Raw genomic sequence first — 21,227 nt, 5'->3', positions numbered from 1 at the left:
ACCGACCGCCGACAGTCCGGGCTGGCACACTCGCGGGGTGGACGAGTATGTGCTGACCCTGGTGGTGCGGGTGGAGAAGAATGCTCGGCCGGGTCAGACGGATGCGTTGGAGACGGCGGCGCGGGCGGTGCTGGCGATCCTGGCCGACGAGCGGTCGGCCGGTGACGGCGAGTGGGCCGAGGCGATGCGGGCCTGGCAGGACGCCAGGATCCGGAAGGTGGTACGGCGGGCGCGCGGGGCCGAGTGGCGACGCGCCGAGACGTTGCCCGGGATCACCGTGACGGGCACCGGCGGCTCCGGTGCTCCGGGTGGTGCTCCGGCGGCCGAGGTCCGGGTCTTCCCGCCGGTGCCGCTGGACGCCGTACCGAAGGATCTCGCCAAGCTGCAGGTGACCGGGACCGACTTCGAGGACCCCGAAGATCCTCCCGCGCCGGAACCGGACGTTCCGGTCCTCTGGATCAATCCGGGCCTGGAGATGTCCAGCGGGAAGGCGGCGGCCCAGTGCGGCCACGCCGCCCACCTCGCCTGGCTCGCGCTGCCGGCGCGCGGGCGGAAGGAATGGGTGGCGGCGGACTTCGCGTTGGCGGTGCGCACCGCCACCCCCGCACAGTGGGAGGAACTGCTGAGGAGCGGGCTCCCCGTGGTCCAGGACGCCGGCTTCACCGAGGTGGCGCCGGGCTCCCGGACCGTCGTCGCGGCTCATCCCTTGCTGACCCGGTAGTGCAGGTGGGTGACCCGGTCGCCCTCGACGACCCGCGGGTTGTCCAGCAGGATCTGGCCGCCGGCGTAGTCGCCGAAGAACTTGACGCCGGTGCCGAAGATCACCGGGGCCAGGTTGTAGGAGATCTCGTCGACCAGGCCGGCCGACAGCGCCTGGCCGGTCAGGTTGCCGCCGGTGACCGAGACGTCGCCGTCACCGGCGTGCTCCTTGGCCTGCGCGATCGCTTCCTCGATCCCGTTGACGAAGGTGAACGGCGCGTCCGGGAACGGCCAGTCGGCCGGCGGTTCGTGCGTGACCACGAAGACGTGATCGCCGACCGCCGGGACGCCGTTCCAGCCGTTGGTGATGTCGAACAGGTGCCGCCCGATCACGCACGAGCGGATGTTCGGCCAGGTCGAGTTGATGTAGTCGGCACTCGGTTGGCTGAGCATGAACGGGCGTCCGGGGTCGCTGCCGTAGACCTCGACCGAACCGTTGCCGTACCAGTCGAACAGCGGGCCGACCCCGTCGTCGGTGTCCGCGACGAAGCCGTCCAGCGAGACGACGGCGGAGGCGATGACGTTGCCCATGACTACTTCTCCTTCTTGACGCGGTAGGTGAGGTGCTGGGCGGCCGGGGTCGAGATCGAGCTGACCAGGTCCAGCGAGTACGTCGGTGCCGCGCCGGCCGGGAACAGCCGGGTCCCGTCACCCATGACGACGGGTGCGACGTGCAGCTGAACGATGTCGGCCAGCCCGGCGGCGAGCACCTGATGGCAGATCTGTCCGCCGCCCATCACGTAGACGTCCTTGTCGCCGGCGGCCTCGCGGGCCTGGGCGACCGCACTCTCGATGCCGTCGGTGACGAACCGGAAGCGGTCGCCGAGCCGGGTCTTCTCGGGTGCCTTGTGGGTGACGACGAAGATCGGCGGATTCACCTCGCCGGTCGGCTTGGCGCCGTACCCCATCTCGTCGCTCCAGCCGTGCGGACCGTCGATGATGTCGAACAGGTTCCGGCCCTGGATCACCGCGCCGGTGGCCTCGAAGGCCGCCTCCAGGACGTTGCGGTCCTCGGCGGTGCCGTTGAAGACCCATTCGTGCAGGGCCTCGCCGCCGTCGCCGAGCCCGTTGTCGAGACTGACGTTGGGTCCGGTGACGTAGCCGTCCAGCGAGACCGAGATGTCGACGACGACCTGGCTCATGATCAGCCCTCCTTGGCGACGAGTTCGGCCAGCCGGTCCATCGAGTCTCGGATGCCGGTCTCCATCCCGTACTCCACGAACGCGTCCCGCGACTCCACCGACGGGAACACCGACCGCTGGTGCAACCGGACACCGGTCCCGGTCGGCTCGAACGTCATCTTCTCCAGGCACACCTCGCCGGGAGCGCCTTCCCACTCGAAGGTCTGGATGACGAGCTTGTCCTGCTCGACGGTGTGGAAGACGCCACGGAAGGCGTACTCGCCGGAGTCGTCGCGGTGGATGTAGCGGTAGCTGCCGCCCGGGCGGACGTCGTACATCTCGACCGTCATGTCGGTGCCGCGCGGACCGAGCCACTGGGCGAGCAGATCGGGGTCGGTGGTGACCTTGAACAGTTGCGCCGGGGTGGCGTCGAACTCCCGGGTGACCTCGACGAACGGGGTCCCGGCGGGGGCGTTGATGGTGGTGGCGTTCATTTCTCCTGCTCCTTCACGGATTTGAGTACGGCGTCCAGCCGGCGGAACCGGCGTTCGGTCTCCAGCCGGTACTCGTCGATCCAGCCGGTCAGTGCTTCCAGGACGGCGGGCTCCAGGTGACACGGGCGGCGCTGCCCGTCCCGGCTCCGGGAGATCAGTCCGGCGGCCTCGAGCACCTGGATGTGCCGCGACACCGCCTGCTTGGTGATCGGGAACGGCTCGGCCAGTTCGTTGACCGTGGCCGACCCGCGGGACAGCCGCGCGATCATCGCCCGCCGGACCGGGTCCGCGAGGGCGGCGAAGGCCCGGTCGAGCTGGTCGTCGTCAACCGGCATCTTTATCAACTACTTCCTTGATCAACCGATGTGTTGACTATAGGAGGACTCGATCCCGGACGTCAAGACCGGAGGTAGCAACTTGGGTTGACACGCTCAGACTGTCAACTTAGGTTGCTTACATGACCGAGTTGGTGGATCCGGAGGACCCGGCGGCGGGGCTGGCCGCGGTGGTGGCGCTGCGCCGGCTGGCCGACCGGCTGGAGGACAGTCAGGTGGAGCAGGCGATGCGGGCCGGCTGGAGCTGGTCCGAGGTGGCCGAGGTGCTGGGGGTCACCCGGCAGGCCGTGCACAAGAAACACGCCCGGCGGCTGGCCGCCGCCGGCGTCGCGCTGAGGAGGCGCTGATGTCGTCGGATGAGAAAGACCTTCGGTCCCTGCTGGTTCGCGAGGCCCGGGACGAGGCGCGGCGGGACGGGTCCCGGACGATCGAGGCCGAGCACGTGCTGCTCGCCCTGGCCAAGGCGGGGTCCAGTCCGGCCGCCCGGATGCTCGCCGATGCGGGGCTGACCGAGGAGGCGATCCGGGTCGCGCTGGAACGGGAGTGGGAGCACAGCCTGTCCGTGGCCGGGATCGCGGTCCGGATCGGTTTGTTGCCGCAGGCAACGCCCGACCACGGACGCACGCCGCCGATCGGCGAGTCGACCAAGCTGCTGCTGAAGCGGGCGATGGACGCGCCGCCGAAGATCGGCGGCCGCCGCCGGATCGGCTCGGTCCGGATCCTGCTCGGCATCCTCGACTCCGAACGCAGCCGCGTCGCCCGCGCCCTCCACGCCGCCGGTGTCGACCGCACAGCGCTCCGCAGTCGAGCCGCCGAAGCTCTCGCGTCGGGCGCCAACTGATGACAGGCTCCGAGCGCCCGCCGACGCCGGTCGCCGGGTCGGCAGACCGCCGTCGGACGACCAGCCGTCTGCTCTCGTGCGGTCTGCCGGCCGGTCCGCTCTTCGTCACCGCGTTCCTGATCCAAGGAGCTTTCAAGGGCGAGGGCTACGACCCGGTCCGGCATCCGGTGAGTTCACTGGCGCTCGGCGATCACGGCTGGGCGCAAACGGCCAACTTCCTTGTCTGCGGTCTGTTGACGATCGCCTTCGCCACCGGCCTCTGGCGGACCGGCGTGCGAGCCGGTGCGGTCCTGACCGGCATGTGGGGTCTCGGGCTGGTCGGCGCCGGGGTCTTCGTGACGGATCCGGTGAGCGGCTTCCCGGTCGGCACGCCGCCGGCGGTCGACTACACCACCATCGGCGCGCTGCACGACGGGTTCTCGCTGCCGGCCTTCGTCGCCCTGGCCGCGGCGCAGGTCGTGCTGTCCGGCGGCCACGGCCGGACGTGGCGCGGCTATTCGTTGCTCAGCGCAATTGCCTTCGCCGCGACGTTCGTGCTGGCCGGTACCGGCTTCGACCAGAATCCGTCCCTGGTCGACGTCGCCGGGTTGTTCCAGCGGTTGTGCGTGACGATCGGCTGGGCCTGGATCTTCACGCTGGCGCTGCGGACGCTTCGCCGTACCTAGATGGTCTCGAAGCCCACCATCATCGCCATGTCCTCGTGCTCGAGGTTGTGGCAGTGGATCAGGTACTTGCCCTTGTGGGCCGTGAACCTGACCAGCACCTCGACCACCTCCGCCGGCCGGACGTCCACGGTGTCCTTCCAGCCCGCGTCGTACGCGCCGAGGCCTCCGCCGCCGCGGCTCAGCACCTGGAACGGCGCGAGGTGGACGTGCACCGGGTGGTGCACGTCGGTGACGAAGGTCCAGATCTCGTCCTGGTCCAGCTTCACCTGGGCCTGCATGACCGCCGGGTCGAACGCCTTTCCGTTGATCGTCCAGCCCTTGTGACCACCGGCGTCACCCCGGGTGAACTTCCACTTCCGCCGTACTGCTCCGGCCGGCTTCGGCACGACGGCGTACGACGAGAGCTTGGCCGGGATGCTGGTGTCGTCGGCGGCCTTCCGGGCGACCTTGAAGCGCATCACGCCGGCGTCCCCGTCCAGCTTGTTGACCAGCGTGACCTCGTCGCCGGGCCGATACTGCGAGAAGTCGACGATCACGTCGAAGCGCTCGGCCGGCGCGATCACCAGGGTCTCGTGCTCGATCGGCGCGTCGAGCAGACCGCCGTCGCTGCCGATCTGGACGAACTTCGCCGGCCCCTGGTCGAACGCGAGCTCGTAGCGACGGGCGTTGGCGGCGTTGAGGATCCGTAGTCGGTAGCGCACCGCGTCCACCTCGTGCACCGGCCAGGGCGCACCGTTGACCAGGGTCACGTCCGCGACGACACCTTCCATGTACGCCGACTCGACGCCGGGCCGGTCCTTGGCCGCCGGGTACAAGAACGAGCCGTCCTCGGCGAACGCGCGGTCCGCGATGACGAGCGGGATCTCGCGATCGCCGGACGGCAAAGGCAAACTGTCCTCTTCGTCGTCGCGGATGATGTGGAAACCGAACAGACCGCGGTAGACCTGCGGGGCGGTGTAGTCCATCCGGTGGTCGTGGTACCAGAGTGTGGCGGCGCGCTGCGTGTTCGGGTACGTGTAGATGCGGCTGCCGGTCTTCACGTCGCCGCCGGTCATGGTGTGGTGGCCGCTGTGACTCTCCTGGTGGCCAGGTGGCATGAGCAGGTCGAGCGGCCAGCCGTCACTCGCGGCCGGGGTGTGCCCGCCGTGCAGGTGCACAGCGGTCGGTACATCGAGTTGGTTGACCTGCTCGACCACAGCGGTCCGCCCACTCCGTACGTCGAACGTCGGACCGGGCAGTAGGCCGTCGTACCCGAGGACCTCGGTCTTGAGGCCAGGGAGGATCTCGATAGATGCCTTCCGCTGTACGACGCGGTAGTAGTCGACACCGGCCTCGGTCCGGATCGGCTTCTTCACCGGTGGGATCGGCAGCGGGACCTTGAACGGCTCGGGGAGTGGGGCCTGGCTGCGCAGGAGTTCTCCGGACTGGGCCGGCGACGGGTCGAGGCCGCAGTCGGTCAGGGCGAGTGCGGCACCAGTGCCGCCGGCAACGGCCAGGAAACCGCGGCGGGACATCTTCATCAGGAGGGCTCCTTTCGGCTCCGCCGGGCAGCCGGACGGAAGGACCAGACGGTCATCCACACGACGGTGACGACGATCGCCGTACCGAGCGGGACGTGGACCGCGAAGTTCTGCAGGTAGCCGAAGGTCAGCTCGACGAACTCGGCGAAGAACAGCACGACGGTGAGCAGCAGCGGCCAGCCTCGGCCGCCGCCGGCCAGCCAGTAGAACAGGGCGACGACGACCTGGATCATCGAGATCATCCACAAGGTCGACCCGATCGGGCCGTGGACGTTCATCGCGTCGACCTCACCGGACAGGAAGTAGCCGGCCAGGATCGGCTGTGCGACCACGAGGGCTGCGTGGAGGAGCAGGGTGATCCGCAGTGTCCACAGGGACGCGCGTGGTCGCCGTACCCTCGGCTCCACGACGGTTGCCGTCATGCTGCGACCGCCTTCTGACCCCGGGTCCACAGGGCGAAGCCGACCACCGTGCCGACCAGCGCGATGCCGAGCGGGAGGTGCAGGGCCAGGTCCCGGCTGTAGCCCATGCCGATCTGGACGCTCTCACCGATCAGGACCAGCAGGGACACCAGCGGCGCGGCGAACCGGCCGCCGGACCGCCACCAGATCGTTGCTGGTAGCAACTGGATCATGGCGACGGTGGCTACGGCCATCCCGATCGGCTCGTGGATCCGGATCGCACCGCCGGAACCGTTCAGGTAGACGCCCGCAAGGATCGGCTGCAGACAGATCGCGATCGCGTGGACCGCGGCGACCAGCCGGAGGGCGGCGAGGGACTTCATGGAGACAGACAATAGTAGCCTGCCTACATGTAGAGCAACCAGGTATTACCCCAGGTCGCTGGTCAGGGTGGGATTCAGGTGAGGTGGCCGAGCGGCGCGACGGTGATCCCGGCGCGTTCGCAGACCCAGTGCGGGTCGGGGCCGAGCTCGGGCTCGATCCGGAGCTCGTGGTCGTTCAGGTCGTCGCACGCCGTGCAGCGGGGCCAGCGGACGCCGGAGTCGACGAGCCGGTCCTGGACGTCCTGTGCGACCAGGCCGGCGATGTGCTCGGCGCCGTCCGGCCACTGGTCCAGCCACCACTGCCGGCCGGCCACCGCGTCCTCGAGTACCGACACCATCACCGCATCGTCGAATCCCCGCGCGGCCAGGTCGTGCAACACCATGGCGCGGGCGGTCAGCAACACCCCGGGCTCGTTCATCGCCCTTCAGACTGCCACGCCGTACCGACAAAACCCCACGCCGCGGGGGTGCGGAGTCCGGTTCGGCCCCGGAGCCGGGGGTGCGCTTCGCGCCCGCCCCGAGCCGAGGGGCGCTTCGCGCCCGCCCCGAGCCGGGGTGCGCTGCCCGCCCCGAGCCGAGGGGCGCTTCGCGCCCGCCCCGAGCCGGGGTGCGCTGCCCGCCCCGAGCAGAGGGGCGCTTCGCGCCCGCCCCGAGCCGGGGTGCGCTGCCACCCCCGTCCCGGAGCCGAGGTGCGTTGCGCCCCCGGGCGTTTGAGTGGATAACCCGTGGGGTTGCCGGTTCTTTCTCCGTGTGCGGTCGGAGAACCGGTAAGGCGGTGGGTTATCCGTTGAAGTGTCCGCCGAGGTGGTCAGTGCGCGATGCGGGCCGGGGTGAGGTCGATCCGGTCGGCCAGGGCGGCGTTCGTGCTCGAGGCGGGCATTCGAGTGGACAACCCCTGGGGTTGCCGGTTCTCCCTCCGTGTTCCGGCGGGAGAACCGGCAAGGCGATGGGTTGTCCATCGAAGTGGTCAGTTGGCGGTGCAGGCCGGGGTGGGGTCGATCCGGTCGGCCAGGCGCAGTTCGCGCTCGGCGGCGGTCCGCAGTGCGGCGCTGATCCGGGCGCGGATCGCGAACGTGCGGCGCGGAGCCGGCTCGTGGTGCGGCTGCTGCGGAGCGTTCGGGAGGGCCGACTGTGCCAGGTTGCGAGCGTTCTCGACAGCCGTGTTGCCGGCGATGAAGTACGTCATGGTTCTGCTCCCTTCCTGAGAGCGTGTTCGGTCGGCCGGCGGCCGGTCGGCCGTCGGAGGTCGTGCTTGATCACCCCGGGAACCCGACGTGGTCCCGGGTGTTCTCTGTGGTTGTCAGCGCTTCGGTGCGGGACCGCTGCTGGCGCGGACCACCAGCTCGGTGGGCATCAGGATCCGGCGCTCGGTGACCGCCGGGTCGAGCAGGATCCGGCCGACGGCGCGGCCCTTGTCCCTGATCGGCTGGCGAATCGTGGTCAGCCCGGCCGGCTCGGCCGCCGGGATGTCGTCGAAACCGGCCACGGTCAGATCCCGTCCGGGGATCAGTCCGCGGACCTTCATCGCCTCCATCGCGCCGAGCGCCTGGACGTCGCTCAGCCCGACGATCGCGGTCGGCCGGTCCTGCGAGTCGAGCACGTACTCGGCTCCCTTGCGGCCGGAGTCGAAGGCGTTGTAGCCGCCGGACACGATCCTCAGCTGTGCGTCCGGCAGTGTCTTCTGCAGCCCGAGGATGCGCGACTCACAGTCGCTGCAGCCGACCTCGTCGAAGGTCAGCTCGACCGCGCCGTTGGTGGCCTCGGCCTTGTCGACCAGTACGACGATGTCGCGGTGACCCAGCCGGGCCAGGTGCTGGCCCAGCTTGGCGGCCGCCTCCGTCTCGTCGATCGCCACCCAGGACAGGTCCGGGTGGTCGCCGCGGTCGGTGGAGACGGTCGGGATGCCGCGCGCGGTCAGGATGTCCACGGCCGGGTGGTCGCCCGGCACGCAGAAGATCGCCGCCGCGTCGATCGCCGCCTGCTGCACCGCGTTGCTGCCGCCGACGATGTCGGCCGAGCTGAGCGGCATCAGCAGCAGACTCGTGCTGAACTCCTCGGCGACCTCGGCCAGGCCGGCCAGGAAGCCGACCGCGTACGGGTCCGAGAACGCGTACGCCAGCTTGTCGGTGAACAGCACGCCGATCGCGCCGGCCTTCCCGCTGCGGAGCGCCCGGGCGGACGCGTCCGGACCGGCGTACCCGAGCTCCTGGGCCTTGGCCAGGATCCGCTCCCGCAGGGCGGCGGACAGCTGGTCGGGCTTGTTGTAGGCGTTGGAGACGGTCGACGGGGACACCCCCACGGCCTGCGCCACGGTCTTGAGCGTGACTCCTGCCATCTCTCGTCTCCTCCTCCGGGGTTGATCTGAATCGATCTACTAGATCGATCTAGAAAAACGATACAGAAGAGGTCCGGGGAGTGCAAGGGTATTTTCCGGCCGCGCCGGCCCGGCTGATGCAGGATGATGGCGGGCATGGGGTCGTTGCTGGAGGTCATCGCGCTGCATCCGGCGGACGCGGAGGCGGCGCAAGAGGGTGGAGCGGACCGGCTGGAGTTGTGTGCGTCGATGGAGGCCGACGGGTTGTCACCCTCGGTGTCCACGGTCAGTGCGATCCGGCGCTCCACCGACCTGCCGCTGCGGGTGATGCTGCGGCTGTCCGATTCCTTCACCACCAACGGCGCCGAGTTGAACCGGCTGACCGCGATGGCGCAGTCCTATCTGGCCGCGGGTGCCGACGGGTTCGTCTTCGGTTTCCTGACCCCGGACAACGAGGTCGACGTCGAGTCCACCGCGGCACTCGCGAGCACGTTCGCCGGTACGCCGTGGACGTTCCACCGCGCGATCGACGCCGTACTGGAGCAAAGGCCTGCCTGGCGTGCGCTGCGGACGTTGCCGGGGCTGGACTGTGTGTTGACGGCAGGGTCGGCGCTCGGGGTCGGCCACGGGTTGGACGACCTGTGCAAGCTGGCCAAGGAGGATCCGGCGATCGGGACGGTGATGATGGCCGGCGGCGGCCTGCAGCCGGAGCACGTGCCGTGGCTGTATCAGAGCGGCGTACGGCGGTTCCACGTCGGCTCGTCGGTGCGTCCGGACGGTTCGTGGACCAAGGCGTACGTCGACTCGCGCTTCGTCCGCGCGTGGCGGAACCTGCTCGACGCCCAGGACAGCCGCGGATGATCCTGATCGACCCGCCGGCCTGGCCCGCCTGGAACAAGGTCTGGTCGCACCTGGTCAGTGACGAGTCGTACGACGAACTGCACGCCTTCGCCCGCGCCGCCGGCATCCCGGCCCGCGGCTTCGACCGCGACCACTACGACGTCCCCAGCGACAGGTACGACGACCTGATCGCCGCCGGCGCCGTCCCCGTCTCCAGCCGCGAACTGGTCCGCCGCCTCACCGCCGCCGGCCTGCGCCACCGCAAACGCAGATGACACGGCCCTCAGTTGCTGGAGGCAACTGAGGGCCGCTTCGTCAGTCGAGCAGTTCCGTCACGGTGCCGGCGGCTACGGTGTGGCCGCCTTCGCGGACGGCGAAGCCGAGGCCGGTGTTCATGGCGATCGGCTTCTCCAGTTCGACCGTGAGGTCGACGGTGTCGCCGGGCATGACCAGGGTGATGTCACCGAGGTCGATGCCGCCGGACACGTTCGTGGTGCGGAAGTAGAACTGCGGGCGGTAGTCCGCGGCGAAGGGGGTGTGTCGACCACCCTCGGCCGTGGACAGCGCGTGCAGCTGCGCCCGGAACCTCCGGTGCGGCGTCACGCTGCCCGGCAGCGCCACCACCTGGCCGCGACGCACCTCGTCGCGCTTGACACCACGCAGCAGCACCGCCGCGTTGTCGCCCGCCTCCGCGGACTCCAGCGACTTCCCGAACGTCTCCAGCCCGATCGCCGTACTGGTGACCGTCGGACCGAGACCGACCACCTCGACGGTGTCGCCGAGCTTCAGCGCACCGCGCTCGACCGCACCGGTGACCACGGTGCCGCGGCCGCTGATGGTGAGCACGTTCTCGACCGGCATCAGGAACGGCTCGTCCAGCGCACGGTCCGGAGTCGGCACGTAGCTGTCGACCGCGTCCAGCAGCTCACCGATCGCGGCAGTCCACTTCGGGTCACCCTCCAGCGCTCGCAGGCCGGAGACGCGCACCACCGGTACGTCGTCGCCCGGGAAGCCGTACTCCGACAGGAGTTCACGGACCTCCAGCTCGACCAGGTCGAGCAGCTCGGGGTCATCGACGGCGTCCGCCTTGTTCAGCGCGACCACCAGGTACGGCACGCCCACCCGGCGCGCGAGCAACACGTGCTCACGCGTCTGCGGCATCGCGCCGTCCTGCGCGGAGACGACCAGGATCGCGGCGTCCACCTGGGCGGCGCCGGTGATCATGTTCTTCACGTAGTCGGCGTGCCCGGGCATGTCGACGTGCGCGTAGTGCCGGGTGGCGGTCTCGTACTCGACGTGCGAGATGTTGATGGTGATCCCGCGCGCGACCTCCTCCGGCGCCCGGTCGATCCCGTCGAACGCGACGAACCGGTTGACGCCCGGGTCGCGCTCGGCCAGCACCTTGGTGATCGCCGCGGTGAGGGTGGTCTTGCCATGGTCGACGTGACCCATGGTGCCGATGTTGAGGTGCGGCTTGGTCCGCACGAACTGGCTCTTGGCCATGAAAAAGTCCTTTGCTGTCAGAAGATTCGATCGAGCCAGGACCCCCGGCTCCGTCCGCAGCGCTGTCACCGCGCGGAAGGTGGCCGGTGAGCGGTCCACCCTCCTCCGCGGGTCCTGGTCAGCAGGAGGAGGGTCGCCCTCGGTCATCGGCAACGCAGTGCGCGCCGATGAAGAGATCTGAATCCGCTGACGCCCACGCGGCAGCGCCCGTCAGGCACAGGCCCGACAGGTACGCAGCAGAATCCGCGCGGAACATGGTCATCACGGTAGAGATGAACGCTGCCCGCGGCAACGGAATTCCCGGCCGCCGCTCAGGCCGGCGTACCGGTCGTGGAAGGCGAGCAGCGCGGCCTGGTCCGCCTGACCGGCGTGCTACTAGTTGAGGGCGAAGAGGCGGCTGCCGTCGGAGAAGACCGGGCGGGCGCCGGCGACCGTGACGGCCGGCTTGTTGCAGGTGACCTGTTCGGACTGGGCGATCGACTCGGCGGTCGGGCCGGCCTGTATCGGGCGCGGCTGGATGCCGGTGGTGCCGATCATCACGGGTGAGCAGCGCCCGTTCGTCTGCGGCATCAGCGTGACCACACGACCGTCCGGCAACAGCCCGAACCCGTCTCGCGGGTACTCCGGCTGCTGCAACTTCGGCGGCACCTCCAGCAGGTGGTGCCACTGCGGTGTGCCGTCCGCCGGGCTCACTGCGGACACGTCGTACGTCTGCGGTTGCCCCGGATCCGTGGCGTTCCGGCAGGTGACCAGAACCAGAGACGCATGCGTGGCGGCGAGTTGCGCGTCGCACGAGGACGAGCCGAGTCTCGGCCGCGGCGTGCCCGGCACCGGCGTCGTCCAGATGATCCGACCCTCGCCCACGTCGACGGCCCACTGGTGCAGCGTTCCGCCGGCTGCACCGGTCCAGATCAGGCCGGAGAGCTCACGGGTGTCGGGTACGGCGACAAGGTCACCGACCCACGTTGTCGGGTCCAGTTCGGGACTCAGGTCGAACCGGTTACCCAGGTCGACCTCCCACAGTTGGTCGCCGTTCTTCATGTCGAGACCGCGTACGACGGCGCCGTTGCCACCACACGCATCGACGACGACGGCCTGGTCGCCCATCAGTTCGCCTTGCGTCACGTTGCACCGGAGCCGCGTCCGCCAGTGCGTCGGACTGCTCACGCCGTGCGCCACGACGTAGTTGTCCTCCGACACCAGCAGGTGGTCCGCGTCGACCGCGAGAGCCTTGCCGTCGGTGTGTACCTCGGTCAGCACCTTCCCGCTCACCGCATCGAGTACGGCGTACGTCGGCAGGTCGATCCCGCTCGGTGCTCGGCTCCCGGCGTACGGAAGGTGCGCGGCGAGCGTGCGGCTGTCGCTGGAAACCAGGAGACCGCTGGAACCGCTGGAGGCCGCGTCGTTGACGTCGGCGCGCGAGTACCGCCACCGGATCTGGCCGGTGTTCGCGTCGGACATGACGACACCGTCCGGCCGGAGTTCGGCGACGCCTCCCGCCGTACCGGCGATGGCACCGGTGGCCGGCACCTCACGACTCCAGGCGAGTGCACCGTCAAGTCGCACCGGCTGCTGCTCCGGTGTGGTTGTTGTCGTGGTGCTGACCGTGTTGGCGATCTCCAGCCGGGCCTGAACGAACGGCTCGCCGGCAGACACCGTGATCCAGGCGAGCAGCGACCCGCACATCACAGTGACCCCAAGGGTCAGCAGACGGGGTGGAGCCTGCGCGTACGCCGGTGCCAGCCGCAGACGTCTTGCCAAGGCCAGCAGCGCACCGGCAAGCACGAGGGCTACAGAAGCGAGCAGGAGGTACGGCCACCGCTCGGACATCGCCGCACCGGGTTGTGCCGCGGGCCACCGCCACCAGCACAGGCCGATCGCGATCACCCCGACCACGGCGAAGGCCAGCGCGGGGATGCTCACCAGCCGCGGCCGGGCCCGGCGAAACCATGCACAGACCAGTCCGGCGGACAACGCCGTACCGGCGATGGGAGCCCACACCGGGAAGCCGGTGACCTGGTTCGGGTCGGCCGGCCACTTCGGCGCGGCGCCGAGACCCCGGCCGAGCAGGACCGACGCGGCGACGACCGCCCCGAGGGCGGCACCGAAGTACACGACCGGGATCAGCCCGCCGATCGGCCGGGCCGCCTTAGGGCCCCAGGCCTCGACCTCCCGGGCGATGTTCTCCCGGGCGGCCTGTTCCCACTCGTCGTGTCCTCTTGCGGTCGCGTACAACCGGGTCTCGGCCAAGCCCTGCAGGAACGCGATCCGGCCGCGGGCGAACTCGCGCTCGCCGATGTGGGCGTACTCCTGCCGGATGCCCTCGGCGTAGTCGTCGTACCGTTCGGCGGACATGCTGAGGATGCGCAGGTCGGCGTCGCACAGCACCGCGCCGTTCGCGTCGTCCGGCTCGCAGTCGTGCTTGGCGGTCAGCCGGACCAGCCGGCCGATCTCCTCGACCCGCTCCGCGTCGACGCCGTACGCGGCCAGTTCGAGCTCGGCCAGCTGGGCCGAGACCTCCTCGTTCTCGCCGGGGTCGGCCTGCGGGTCGTAGATCGCGTCGTGGAACCAGGCGGCTAGCCGGACCGTGTCGGGGTCGTCGGCCTGGTCGGCCAGTTCGTCGATGGTCGCCAGCACCTCGGTCAGGTGCCGCTGGTTGTGATAGTGGCGATGTTGCTCTGCGTAACGAGCCAGCAGATCATCGCCCAACGGCTGCGCGTGCGGCAGCAGGCGATTCCACTGGTCGCGCAAGTCCATGGCTGGGAGTCTCGCACCCGCCGGGAGTCTGGACCGACCGATCCGGGGCTCCCGGATAGTCTCGTGGCCAAAGCGATACCGGCTCGTCACCTGACCGGCGCGATGGATGCTCGGGCATCGGATCCCACCGGCGCGATTGCGGCCCAGATCACACCGATCTGGCCTTCCCGGATGAGCCGGTGAGGATCTGGAGGACGGATGCGATTCGGCTTGGTGGGCACGGGCCCGTGGGCGAGACTGACGCACGGGCCGGGCCTGCGCGCGGCGCCGGACGCCGAACTGGTCGGCGTCTGGGGCCGCGACGCCGGGCGGACCGCCGCGATCGCGGCCGACCTGGAGGTCCCGCCGTACGGCGACTACGCGGAGTTACTGGAATCGGTCGACGCGGTCGCGTTCGCCGTACCGCCGAAGGTGCAGGCGTCGATGGCCCTGGAGGCCGCCGCGGTCGGCAAGCACCTGCTGCTCGAGAAGCCGGTGGCCGACTCGCTCGCGGACGCCCGGGCGCTGGCCGACGAGGCCGCGGACGAGGGGATCGCGTCGGTGGTGTTCTTCACCCACCGGTTCGAGCCGCCGACCCGGAAGTTCTTCGCCGAGGTCGAGGCCAAGGGCGGGTGGAGGGGCGGCTGGTCCCGGATGCTCGCGGCGCTGGACGCCCCGGGCAACCCGTTCACGGACTCGCCCTGGCGGCGCGAGCAGCGTGGCGCGCTCTGGGACGTCGGGCCGCACGCGCTGTCCAACCTGACCGCGATGCTGGGGCCGATCACCGACCTGACCGCCGTCGGCGGTGCTGGTGAGCTGGTGCACCTGGTGGTTCGGCACGAGTCGGGTGCGACGAGTACCGCGAGCCTGGCGCTGTTCGTTCCGCCGGCGGGCAGCAACTTCGAGACAGGCATCTGGGGCGAGTCCGGTACGGCGATCATGCCGGACACCGACGTACCCGCGGTGGAGTCGTACCAGGTGGCGGTGCAGGAGCTGGTCGCGGCTGCCGAGTCGGGGGAGTCGCACCCGGTCGACGTGGCCTTCGGAACTCGTGTGGTCGAGTTGCTGGCCGCTGCGGAGGAGCAGCTCAACGCAGCGCGATGACGGTGTCGGAGCCGGACGTCAGGACCAGATTGCCGATGGCGCGTACGTCGCGGCTGCAGGAGATGCCGGTGGGGAGCCGGACCTGACGGAAGCCCGTGCGGCTGATGACGTTCACCCAGCAGGCGTCCGCGCCACGGCTGAGTGAGACGACCCGGCCGTCGGCGGTGACCGTGACCTTGGTCCGTGGACTGACCGGTGCGGTCGTCTGCCAGGCCGTCCGGCCGTTGGTGGCATCGATCGCGGTCACCAGGGTCCTGCGGTTCTCCGGTCCGCTGGGACCCGGGCAGTCCACGACCATCAGGTACTTGCCGGCCGCGTTGAGCAGGGTCCGGCAAGCCCAGCCGCGAGGTACCTGCCACCGCCACTTCGTCTCACCGGTCCGCGCGTCGATGGCGCGGAGCGCAACGGGTGCGTCGGAGTCGCCGCCGGGTTCGGCCACGACGACCAGACCGGCTACCGCGACCGGCCGGAGGTAGTTGTCGGCGGCTTCTTTGGACCAGAGCTTCTTGCCGGACTTCAGGTCGAGGCCGACCATCTCGTCGGTCTCGTCACCGCAGCTTCGGCCGAGGAAGGTGACCACGGTGTCCGTGGTCGCCACCGCTCCGATACTCGTGCAGCGGCCGGGCTCGAACGTCCAGCGGTCGTGGCCGTCCGGGTCGACGCCGCGCAGCTTGTCGGAGCCGCGGGAGACCCGTTCACCGGTCAGCAGCGGTTCGGCCTGTTGGATGACGTGGTCGCGGGTGCGCCCCGGCCAGACCGCCTTGCGCTTGCCCGTATTGGCGTCCAGCAGGACGTAGCCGATGTCGGCGAACTCGGCGAGCACGTAGTCGCCGTTCCCGGTCGCCACGATGTTCGGCTTCTCGTCGGAGTCGGAGCGGCTGTAGCGCCAGCGCAGCGCGCCGGTCGAGGCGTCCAGCATCTCGACCACACCCGACTGCCTGGGGATGGCGATGCCGTACCTGGTGCCGACGGCCTCCTCGGCGCCTGTCCCGGGCATCGACTTGCTGATCCACGCGACTTCGCCGTCCAGTGTCGAGGGAGACGCCGTACCGGCTGGGCGGGTCGAGCCTTCGACGCGTTCGTTGGAGCTCAGGACGTAGTTGCGCGCCAGTGGCTGAACGATCAGCAGGAGGGTCAGGGCGACCACTACAGGCACGAGCAGCCAGGCGAGTTGCTGGCCGACGTTCCTGGATGGGAGGAAGCGGGCGGCCCTCGTGCGCAGGAGAGAGGCAACCAGTGCTGCTGCGCCGGCCAGGAGGAGTAGCAGCAGTGCCGAGATGAGCAGAGGCACTCGGAGGCCGATGCCCACGGCTGGGTTGACTCTCGGCACTTGAGCCCAGGCGATCAGCAATCCGGTGACGGCTGTGGCTACCACCGCGCCCGCGATGAGTCGTGCACGTTGGCTGGCGCTGCGGGCGCAGCGGAACAGCAGGAGAGCGCTGAAGAACGCAACAACGGCCAGTACGACGGGAGGCCAGCCGAGCTCGTCCTCGAGGGCGGGGACCTGCCATGACGCGCCGGACGCGGCGATGGCGGCTACTGCGGACGCGATAGCGCTGAAGACGGCTGTGGCGGTGAGTGCGGCCTGCTGCCAGCCGCGCCAGGGTGCGGGGAGTTCGCTGTCCAGTCTGTTGAGCTCTGACTCGAGGTTGACGCGTGCGACCGGGCTGAGGCGCTGGCGGGCCAGCTGGGTCCGGTAGAGGTGGCCGTCGAGTAGTTTGCGGACCTCGTCGTACCGCTGCTCGAGGGCGGTCTTACGGTCGCCGGCGTCTCGCCGTACCTCTGCGGTGTGGTTGGCGTACCGGCTGGGGTCGGCCGCCAGGACCGCGTTGACGGCATCCAGCAGGACGTCTCCGTTGGCGTCGCGGCGAGGTGGTGCGTAGGCGTCGGGTGGTGGTGCGGCCAGGTCGCCGGTGAGGCGGATCAGCCGGGCAACCTCGGCGATGCGGATGGGCGGTACGGCGTACTGCGGTAAGACCTGCTCGGCCAGCCGGGCGGAGGCTTCGGCGTCCTCGGCCGGAGTGCCGCCGGGCTCGTGGACGGCCCGGTGGAACCAGGCGGCCAGGCGCACGGACGTGGGGTCGGTGGAGAGCTGGATGAGCGAGTCGAGCGCGGTCAGGACGATGTCGAGGTAGGTGTCGCGGTACGCCCGGCGGTTGCGGTCGACGTACCGGGCGACCAGCTCGTCCGCAAGCCGGTCCGAGCCGGGCACCAGCTGGTCCCACCTCGCACGCAGCTCCACCACCGCAACAGTCTGCCAGCCGCCTCCCACGACAACCGCACGATCTCCCCACCGAGACCTTGCGGTTGCCGCCCAGGCCGACCTCACTACTACTGGGCGTTGCGGCCTACTGGCGGGCGGTGAGGATGCCGGTGAGGAGGCCGGGATAGAGGGCTTCGAGGTCCTCGCGGCGGAGGGTGCTGATCCGGCGGGTGCCTTCGGTGTGGGTGCTGAGTACGCCGGCCTCGCGGAGGATGCGGAGGTGGTGGGCGCGGGTGGAGGGGGTGACCGGCAACTCGATCTCGCCGCACGCGATGCCGTCGGGGGCGTCGGCCAGCGCCCGGATGATCTGCAGCCGGACCGGCTCGCCGAGGGCCTGCAGGACCGCTTCGATGCGGATCTCGTCCCGCGCCGGCTGCGGCAGCGCCCTGCTCGTCATGGTTCCATCGTACGACGCGGGTCGAAGTTCGATGGTCTTCGTAGTACGATCCTCATCGAAATACTCTCACTCGCCCGGAAGGTCCTCGATGTCCGCACGGATCTACCTGCTCGGCGCCGGCGCCTTCGCGGTCGGCACCAGCGCGTACGTCGTGTCCGGCGTACTGCCCGACGTCAGCTCCGAGCTTCACGTCTCGCTGACGGCCGCGGGCCAGCTCGCCACCGCGTTCTCCCTCTCGTACGCCGTCGGTGCGCCGATCCTCTCCACGCTGACGGGCCGGTGGGAGCGCCGTACCCTCCTGATCGCCACACTCGTCCTCGCCGCGCTCGGCAATCTCATCGCGGCTCTCGCCACCAACTACCCCGTGCTGATCGTCGGCCGAGTGGTGGCCGCCTTCGGAGCCGCCGTCTACACGCCCGCCGCCACTCTGTTCGCCACCGGCCTCCTGCCACCGGAGGAGCGCGGTAGAGCGGTGGCCATCGTCTTCGGCGGTCTCACCTTCGCTCTGGTGCTCGGCGTACCTGCGGGCACTTTCCTGGGCCCAACACTCGGCTACAAGGGAGTGTTCGCCCTGATCGCCGCTGTCGCCGTACTGGTGGCCATTGCTGAGCGAGCCGCACTGCCGAAGGTGGACGCACCACCTGTGGTCAGCCTGCGCGAGCGGTTCGCCGGAGTAACCGACCGTCGGGTGCAGACCGTGCTGGCCATGTCGGTGCTCGGTGTTCTCTCCGCGTTCAGCGTCTACATCTACGTCGTGCCGCTACTCGCGGAGACCGCGCACATCGGTGGCAATGCGGTGGGCATCTTGTTGCTCGCGTACGGACTCGGTGCCGTCGTCGGCAACCTGCTCGGCGGCCGGGCGACCGACCGCTTCGGCAGCCTCCGCACCCTGTACGGCGTCCTGCTGGGCAGCCTCGTGATGGTCGCGACGCTGGACCTCACCGCCATGACCGTCGTCGGCGCGGGCGCCGCGCTCTTCGTCTGGGGCATGTTCACGTGGGCCTTCAACCCGCCGATCCAGAACCTGCTGCTCGAACTCGGTGGTGGTCTGCTGATCTCGTTGAACGCGTCGGCGATCTACCTCGGCGCCGGACTGTCCGCTGTGGTCGGCGGTCTGGTCATCCAGCTGGTTGGCATCACCTATCTGCCTCTGGTCGCGGCAGCGCTGACCCTGGCCGTGCTCGGTCTGCTCTTCACCTTGCGGCGTGACCCAGCGCTCCAGCGGGTCGAGCACCTGCAGGAGGAAGAGGAGGGCCTCGTCCCGGTCGTGGACTGACCCTTGACGCCGCCCCGCCCCTGACGCAAGGGTTCACCGATGGCGGCCGATCCCGATGTACTGGACGTCTCGTTCGGTGGTTCGTTCTCGAGCGGCAGCACGTACACGGCTGCCACCGGTGAGGTGATGGGTGGGACCCTCACCCGCCGGTCGGGCGCCGAGTCACTCGACCCGTTCCGTGGAGTCGTCCTCGGCGGTGGCACGGACGGTGTCCGCTTCCAGCCGAGCACGAAGTTCGCGGGCGGCCGGCGGTCGTTCCTGATCGAGACGACGTACGCGGCGGACGAGAGCCAAGGGGACCTGGCTACGGTCACCGCGATCGGCGGGGCGATCTTCATCCGCTACCGCGGCAGCAGCCTGCAATACGGCTTCAGCGTCGAGAGTGGTGGTGAGTGGCGCGACGTCGTCCAGAGCGTCCCGATGCCGTCCCCAGGTGAGCAGCATGTGCTGGCGCTGGCCTATGAGGTCGGTGGAGGTGGCGCGACGTTACACGCATTCCTGGATGGGCAGCAGCTACCAGCCGTGGTCAGTGCGGACGGTGCCGCGAGCTGGCATCCGAACGCCGGTGCCGACATCGGACTCGGTAACGAGGTGCACCCGTCGGCTGTGGAGCGTGGACTCCGGGGCTCGATCCGGCAGGTGCGGTTGGTGCCGTTCAGCGGGGCCTTCGACCCGGCTCACCTGAAGCTGACGGTCTCGATGACGAAGGTCAGCATCGGCGTCGAGGACACAGTCGATGCCGATTGCGTGGTCGGCGACCTCAGTCCGGCCAGGACGATGCCGGTCGGCGAGGGGGACTCTGTGACCTCGTTGGTGGCCAAGGCATCGGCGATCCGACCCGACGCCCGGCAGGTCGCGTGGCAGCGGATGGAGCAGACGGCGTTCCTGCACTTCGGAATCAACACGTTCACCGGACTGGAGTGGGGGCACGGCGACGAGGACCCGGACCTGTTCCAGCCGACCGGTCTGGACACCGACCAGTGGGCTCGGACGCTGCGCGACTCGGGCTTCAAGCTGGCCATCCTGACCGTCAAGCACCACGACGGCTTCCTGCTCTACCCGTCCCGGTACAGCAGGCACGGTGTCGCCGCCAGTTCGTGGCAGAACGGCAAGGGCGACGTCGTGCGGGCGTTCGTGACGTCGATGCGCGAGAACGGCCTGAAGGTCGGGTTCTACCTGTCACCGGCGGACGAGAACCAGTACCTGGACGGCGTCTACGCCAACGGCAGTGCACACACACCGCGCACCATCCCGACCCTGGTGCCGGGTGACGACCGGGCGGGCCGCGACCTGCCGCAGTACACGCTGACTGCCTCCGACTACGGCGCCTACATGCTCAACCAGCTGTACGAGTTGCTGACCGAGTACGGGCCGGTGGACGAGGTGTGGTTCGACGGCGCGCAGGGCCGGATCCCGCCGGACAAGGTGGAGACGTACGACTTCCCCAGTTGGTACGCCCTGATCCGTGAGCTCGCGCCACAGGCGACGATCGCGGTCAGCGGCCCGGATGTGCGCTGGGTCGGCAACGAATCGGGTCTTGCCCGGCCCGACGAGTTCAGCGTCGTACCGACGATCACCAAACCCAACGGCTCGCCGGACTACGCACTCGGCTACGCCGCTGCTGACCAGGGCAGCCGGACAGCGCTGGTGGCCGGGCGGGACGCGGGCGCAACCGAGCTGGCCTGGTGGCCGGCCGAGGCCGACGTGTCGATCCGTGAGGGCTGGTTCCACCACCCCGAACAGGAACCGCGGTCGGTGGACCAACTGACCGACATCTACTACCGGTCTGTCGGCCGGAACTCGGTCCTGCTGCTCAACATCCCACCAGACCGACACGGCCGCTTCGACGAACGTGACGTGACCAGACTGGCCGAGTGGCGGGCCCGCCTGGCCGCGGACATGTCGCGAGACCTGGCTCGCGACGCCCGGGTGACCGGCGTCGGTGTGAGTCCGGAGGCGGCGACCGACGGCAACCCGGACACCTCCTGGAGGAACCCGGGCACCGGGACGCTGACCCTCACCCTGCCTGAGCCGGCGACTGTTCGCAGGGTCTCGCTCGGTGAGGACATCCGGTACGGACAGCAGGTCGAAAGCGGCGTGGTCGAGGCGCGGACGGCCGACGGCTGGCAGCAGGTGGCCACGTTCGGTGCGGTCGGGCAGCGACGCATCCTGACCCTGGACGACCCGGTGACCACCAGTGCGGTCCGGATACGGATCACCTGGTCCAGGTCCACGGTGAGGCTCTCGACAGTCTCCGTTTACTGACTCGGACCGT

The 21,227-nt window shown here is 69.7% G+C and carries 23 protein-coding genes; 9 read left to right on the top strand and 14 right to left on the bottom strand.

Annotation, left to right across the window (positions count from 1 at the left end):
- Nucleotides 1-37: 37 nt before the first annotated feature.
- Nucleotides 38-721: a peptidyl-tRNA hydrolase gene (locus ACYVOK_RS00895; protein ID WP_460660266.1), complete on the top strand. Its 684-nt coding sequence runs from the start codon at nucleotides 38-40 to the stop codon at nucleotides 719-721.
- On the opposite strand, the gene ACYVOK_RS00890 is transcribed toward ACYVOK_RS00895, so the two are convergent.
- Genes ACYVOK_RS00890 through ACYVOK_RS00875 form a run of 4 tightly spaced genes read right to left on the bottom strand, consistent with a single transcriptional unit; the run spans nucleotide 700 to nucleotide 2,709 of the window.
- Nucleotides 700-1,290 carry a dihydrofolate reductase family protein gene (locus tag ACYVOK_RS00890; protein WP_460660265.1) on the bottom strand — a complete coding sequence of 197 codons (591 nt, stop codon included), beginning with the start codon at nucleotides 1,288-1,290 and terminating at the stop codon, nucleotides 700-702. The genes ACYVOK_RS00895 and ACYVOK_RS00890 overlap by 22 nt on opposite strands.
- Before the next feature lie 2 nt (nucleotides 1,291-1,292).
- Complete coding sequence (locus ACYVOK_RS00885; RefSeq protein WP_460660264.1) at nucleotides 1,293-1,901, bottom strand: dihydrofolate reductase family protein; 609 nt, start codon at nucleotides 1,899-1,901, stop codon at nucleotides 1,293-1,295.
- A 2-nt stretch (nucleotides 1,902-1,903) separates the two neighbouring features.
- Complete coding sequence (locus ACYVOK_RS00880; protein ID WP_460660263.1) at nucleotides 1,904-2,374, bottom strand: SRPBCC family protein; 471 nt, start codon at nucleotides 2,372-2,374, stop codon at nucleotides 1,904-1,906.
- Nucleotides 2,371-2,709, bottom strand: a complete 339-nt coding sequence (locus tag ACYVOK_RS00875) for an ArsR/SmtB family transcription factor (protein WP_460660262.1) — start codon at nucleotides 2,707-2,709, stop codon at nucleotides 2,371-2,373. Before ACYVOK_RS00875 ends, ACYVOK_RS00880 begins: the two co-directional genes overlap by 4 nt.
- A gap of 122 nt (nucleotides 2,710-2,831) precedes the next feature.
- On the opposite strand from ACYVOK_RS00875, the gene ACYVOK_RS00870 reads away from it, so the two are divergent.
- Genes ACYVOK_RS00870 through ACYVOK_RS00860 form a run of 3 tightly spaced genes read left to right on the top strand, consistent with a single transcriptional unit; the run spans nucleotide 2,832 to nucleotide 4,215 of the window.
- The gene (locus tag ACYVOK_RS00870) at nucleotides 2,832-3,056 is read left to right on the top strand and encodes a hypothetical protein (protein ID WP_460660261.1); all 225 of its coding nucleotides are present in this window, start codon (nucleotides 2,832-2,834) and stop codon (nucleotides 3,054-3,056) included.
- The gene (locus tag ACYVOK_RS00865) at nucleotides 3,056-3,550 is read left to right on the top strand and encodes a Clp protease N-terminal domain-containing protein (protein ID WP_460660260.1); all 495 of its coding nucleotides are present in this window, start codon (nucleotides 3,056-3,058) and stop codon (nucleotides 3,548-3,550) included. Before ACYVOK_RS00870 ends, ACYVOK_RS00865 begins: the two co-directional genes overlap by 1 nt.
- Nucleotides 3,550-4,215 carry a DUF998 domain-containing protein gene (locus tag ACYVOK_RS00860; protein ID WP_460660259.1) on the top strand — a complete coding sequence of 222 codons (666 nt, stop codon included), beginning with the start codon at nucleotides 3,550-3,552 and terminating at the stop codon, nucleotides 4,213-4,215. The genes ACYVOK_RS00865 and ACYVOK_RS00860 overlap by 1 nt, the downstream gene beginning before the upstream one ends.
- On the opposite strand, the gene ACYVOK_RS00855 is transcribed toward ACYVOK_RS00860, so the two are convergent.
- The 6 genes from ACYVOK_RS00855 to ACYVOK_RS00830 form a co-directional block, all read right to left on the bottom strand.
- Nucleotides 4,212-5,735 (bottom strand): multicopper oxidase family protein, encoded by a 1,524-nt coding sequence (locus ACYVOK_RS00855; protein WP_460660258.1) that lies wholly within the window; start codon nucleotides 5,733-5,735, stop codon nucleotides 4,212-4,214. The genes ACYVOK_RS00860 and ACYVOK_RS00855 overlap by 4 nt on opposite strands.
- The gene (locus ACYVOK_RS00850; RefSeq protein ID WP_460660257.1) at nucleotides 5,735-6,157 is read right to left on the bottom strand and encodes a hypothetical protein; all 423 of its coding nucleotides are present in this window, start codon (nucleotides 6,155-6,157) and stop codon (nucleotides 5,735-5,737) included. Before ACYVOK_RS00850 ends, ACYVOK_RS00855 begins: the two co-directional genes overlap by 1 nt.
- Nucleotides 6,154-6,519 carry a hypothetical protein gene (locus tag ACYVOK_RS00845; RefSeq protein ID WP_460660256.1) on the bottom strand — a complete coding sequence of 122 codons (366 nt, stop codon included), beginning with the start codon at nucleotides 6,517-6,519 and terminating at the stop codon, nucleotides 6,154-6,156. Before ACYVOK_RS00845 ends, ACYVOK_RS00850 begins: the two co-directional genes overlap by 4 nt.
- 74 nt (nucleotides 6,520-6,593) lie before the next feature.
- Complete coding sequence (locus ACYVOK_RS00840; protein ID WP_460660255.1) at nucleotides 6,594-6,938, bottom strand: hypothetical protein; 345 nt, start codon at nucleotides 6,936-6,938, stop codon at nucleotides 6,594-6,596.
- A 548-nt stretch (nucleotides 6,939-7,486) separates the two neighbouring features.
- Nucleotides 7,487-7,705, bottom strand: a complete 219-nt coding sequence (locus ACYVOK_RS00835) for a hypothetical protein (protein ID WP_460660254.1) — start codon at nucleotides 7,703-7,705, stop codon at nucleotides 7,487-7,489.
- A 114-nt stretch (nucleotides 7,706-7,819) separates the two neighbouring features.
- Nucleotides 7,820-8,854, bottom strand: a complete 1,035-nt coding sequence (locus ACYVOK_RS00830; protein ID WP_460660253.1) for a LacI family DNA-binding transcriptional regulator — start codon at nucleotides 8,852-8,854, stop codon at nucleotides 7,820-7,822.
- Nucleotides 8,855-8,989: 135 nt separating this feature from the next.
- Here ACYVOK_RS00830 and ACYVOK_RS00825 point away from each other — a divergent pair, with 135 nt between their 5' ends.
- Both ACYVOK_RS00825 and ACYVOK_RS00820 read left to right on the top strand, forming a co-directional pair.
- Entirely contained in the window at nucleotides 8,990-9,694 is a 705-nt protein-coding gene (locus ACYVOK_RS00825; RefSeq protein WP_460660252.1) for a copper homeostasis protein CutC, read from the top strand.
- Nucleotides 9,691-9,948 carry a DUF4031 domain-containing protein gene (locus ACYVOK_RS00820; protein ID WP_460660251.1) on the top strand — a complete coding sequence of 86 codons (258 nt, stop codon included), beginning with the start codon at nucleotides 9,691-9,693 and terminating at the stop codon, nucleotides 9,946-9,948. The genes ACYVOK_RS00825 and ACYVOK_RS00820 overlap by 4 nt, the downstream gene beginning before the upstream one ends.
- Before the next feature lie 40 nt (nucleotides 9,949-9,988).
- On the opposite strand, the gene tuf is transcribed toward ACYVOK_RS00820, so the two are convergent.
- Together tuf and ACYVOK_RS00810 are read right to left on the bottom strand one after the other, a co-directional pair.
- Entirely contained in the window at nucleotides 9,989-11,176 is a 1,188-nt protein-coding gene (tuf, locus tag ACYVOK_RS00815) for an elongation factor Tu (RefSeq protein WP_460660250.1), read from the bottom strand.
- A 375-nt stretch (nucleotides 11,177-11,551) separates the two neighbouring features.
- Entirely contained in the window at nucleotides 11,552-13,933 is a 2,382-nt protein-coding gene (locus ACYVOK_RS00810; protein WP_460660249.1) for an outer membrane protein assembly factor BamB family protein, read from the bottom strand.
- A 198-nt stretch (nucleotides 13,934-14,131) separates the two neighbouring features.
- Here ACYVOK_RS00810 and ACYVOK_RS00805 point away from each other — a divergent pair, with 198 nt between their 5' ends.
- Entirely contained in the window at nucleotides 14,132-15,016 is an 885-nt protein-coding gene (locus ACYVOK_RS00805; protein ID WP_460660248.1) for a Gfo/Idh/MocA family protein, read from the top strand.
- On the opposite strand, the gene ACYVOK_RS00800 is transcribed toward ACYVOK_RS00805, so the two are convergent.
- Together ACYVOK_RS00800 and ACYVOK_RS00795 are read right to left on the bottom strand one after the other, a co-directional pair.
- Nucleotides 15,000-17,261 carry an outer membrane protein assembly factor BamB family protein gene (locus ACYVOK_RS00800; protein ID WP_460660247.1) on the bottom strand — a complete coding sequence of 754 codons (2,262 nt, stop codon included), beginning with the start codon at nucleotides 17,259-17,261 and terminating at the stop codon, nucleotides 15,000-15,002. The genes ACYVOK_RS00805 and ACYVOK_RS00800 overlap by 17 nt on opposite strands.
- A gap of 103 nt (nucleotides 17,262-17,364) precedes the next feature.
- Nucleotides 17,365-17,676 (bottom strand): ArsR/SmtB family transcription factor, encoded by a 312-nt coding sequence (locus tag ACYVOK_RS00795; RefSeq protein WP_460660246.1) that lies wholly within the window; start codon nucleotides 17,674-17,676, stop codon nucleotides 17,365-17,367.
- 88 nt (nucleotides 17,677-17,764) lie between these two features.
- Here ACYVOK_RS00795 and ACYVOK_RS00790 point away from each other — a divergent pair, with 88 nt between their 5' ends.
- Together ACYVOK_RS00790 and ACYVOK_RS00785 are read left to right on the top strand one after the other, a co-directional pair.
- Complete coding sequence (locus tag ACYVOK_RS00790) at nucleotides 17,765-18,952, top strand: MFS transporter (RefSeq protein ID WP_460660245.1); 1,188 nt, start codon at nucleotides 17,765-17,767, stop codon at nucleotides 18,950-18,952.
- Nucleotides 18,953-18,991: 39 nt separating this feature from the next.
- On the top strand, nucleotides 18,992-21,217 hold the full coding sequence (locus ACYVOK_RS00785; protein WP_460660244.1) for an alpha-L-fucosidase: 2,226 nt from the start codon (nucleotides 18,992-18,994) through the stop codon (nucleotides 21,215-21,217).
- Nucleotides 21,218-21,227: the final 10 nt, after the last annotated feature.

The sequence above is a fragment of the Kribbella swartbergensis genome, from assembly GCF_054784135.1.
The sequence above is the reverse complement of the archived record's forward strand: the minus strand, read 5'-3'. Positions and strand labels throughout refer to the sequence as shown.

Excerpts from the sequence above, each read along its gene's own strand:
- ACYVOK_RS00890 (WP_460660265.1), bottom strand. The coding sequence starts at position 1,290 with ATGGGCAACGTCATCGCCTCCGCCGTCGTCTCGCTGGACGGCTTCGTC.
- ACYVOK_RS00885 (WP_460660264.1), bottom strand. The coding sequence starts at position 1,901 with ATGAGCCAGGTCGTCGTCGACATCTCGGTCTCGCTGGACGGCTACGTC.
- ACYVOK_RS00880 (WP_460660263.1), bottom strand. The coding sequence starts at position 2,374 with ATGAACGCCACCACCATCAACGCCCCCGCCGGGACCCCGTTCGTCGAG.
- ACYVOK_RS00875 (WP_460660262.1), bottom strand. The coding sequence starts at position 2,709 with ATGCCGGTTGACGACGACCAGCTCGACCGGGCCTTCGCCGCCCTCGCG.
- ACYVOK_RS00870 (WP_460660261.1), top strand. The coding sequence starts at position 2,832 with ATGACCGAGTTGGTGGATCCGGAGGACCCGGCGGCGGGGCTGGCCGCG.
- ACYVOK_RS00865 (WP_460660260.1), top strand. The coding sequence starts at position 3,056 with ATGTCGTCGGATGAGAAAGACCTTCGGTCCCTGCTGGTTCGCGAGGCC.
- ACYVOK_RS00860 (WP_460660259.1), top strand. The coding sequence starts at position 3,550 with ATGACAGGCTCCGAGCGCCCGCCGACGCCGGTCGCCGGGTCGGCAGAC.
- ACYVOK_RS00855 (WP_460660258.1), bottom strand. The coding sequence starts at position 5,735 with ATGAAGATGTCCCGCCGCGGTTTCCTGGCCGTTGCCGGCGGCACTGGT.
- ACYVOK_RS00850 (WP_460660257.1), bottom strand. The coding sequence starts at position 6,157 with ATGACGGCAACCGTCGTGGAGCCGAGGGTACGGCGACCACGCGCGTCC.
- ACYVOK_RS00845 (WP_460660256.1), bottom strand. The coding sequence starts at position 6,519 with ATGAAGTCCCTCGCCGCCCTCCGGCTGGTCGCCGCGGTCCACGCGATC.
- ACYVOK_RS00840 (WP_460660255.1), bottom strand. The coding sequence starts at position 6,938 with ATGAACGAGCCCGGGGTGTTGCTGACCGCCCGCGCCATGGTGTTGCAC.
- ACYVOK_RS00835 (WP_460660254.1), bottom strand. The coding sequence starts at position 7,705 with ATGACGTACTTCATCGCCGGCAACACGGCTGTCGAGAACGCTCGCAAC.
- ACYVOK_RS00830 (WP_460660253.1), bottom strand. The coding sequence starts at position 8,854 with ATGGCAGGAGTCACGCTCAAGACCGTGGCGCAGGCCGTGGGGGTGTCC.
- ACYVOK_RS00825 (WP_460660252.1), top strand. The coding sequence starts at position 8,990 with ATGGGGTCGTTGCTGGAGGTCATCGCGCTGCATCCGGCGGACGCGGAG.
- ACYVOK_RS00820 (WP_460660251.1), top strand. The coding sequence starts at position 9,691 with ATGATCCTGATCGACCCGCCGGCCTGGCCCGCCTGGAACAAGGTCTGG.
- tuf (WP_460660250.1), bottom strand. The coding sequence starts at position 11,176 with ATGGCCAAGAGCCAGTTCGTGCGGACCAAGCCGCACCTCAACATCGGC.
- ACYVOK_RS00810 (WP_460660249.1), bottom strand. The coding sequence starts at position 13,933 with ATGGACTTGCGCGACCAGTGGAATCGCCTGCTGCCGCACGCGCAGCCG.
- ACYVOK_RS00805 (WP_460660248.1), top strand. The coding sequence starts at position 14,132 with ATGCGATTCGGCTTGGTGGGCACGGGCCCGTGGGCGAGACTGACGCAC.
- ACYVOK_RS00795 (WP_460660246.1), bottom strand. The coding sequence starts at position 17,676 with ATGACGAGCAGGGCGCTGCCGCAGCCGGCGCGGGACGAGATCCGCATC.
- ACYVOK_RS00790 (WP_460660245.1), top strand. The coding sequence starts at position 17,765 with ATGTCCGCACGGATCTACCTGCTCGGCGCCGGCGCCTTCGCGGTCGGC.
- ACYVOK_RS00785 (WP_460660244.1), top strand. The coding sequence starts at position 18,992 with ATGGCGGCCGATCCCGATGTACTGGACGTCTCGTTCGGTGGTTCGTTC.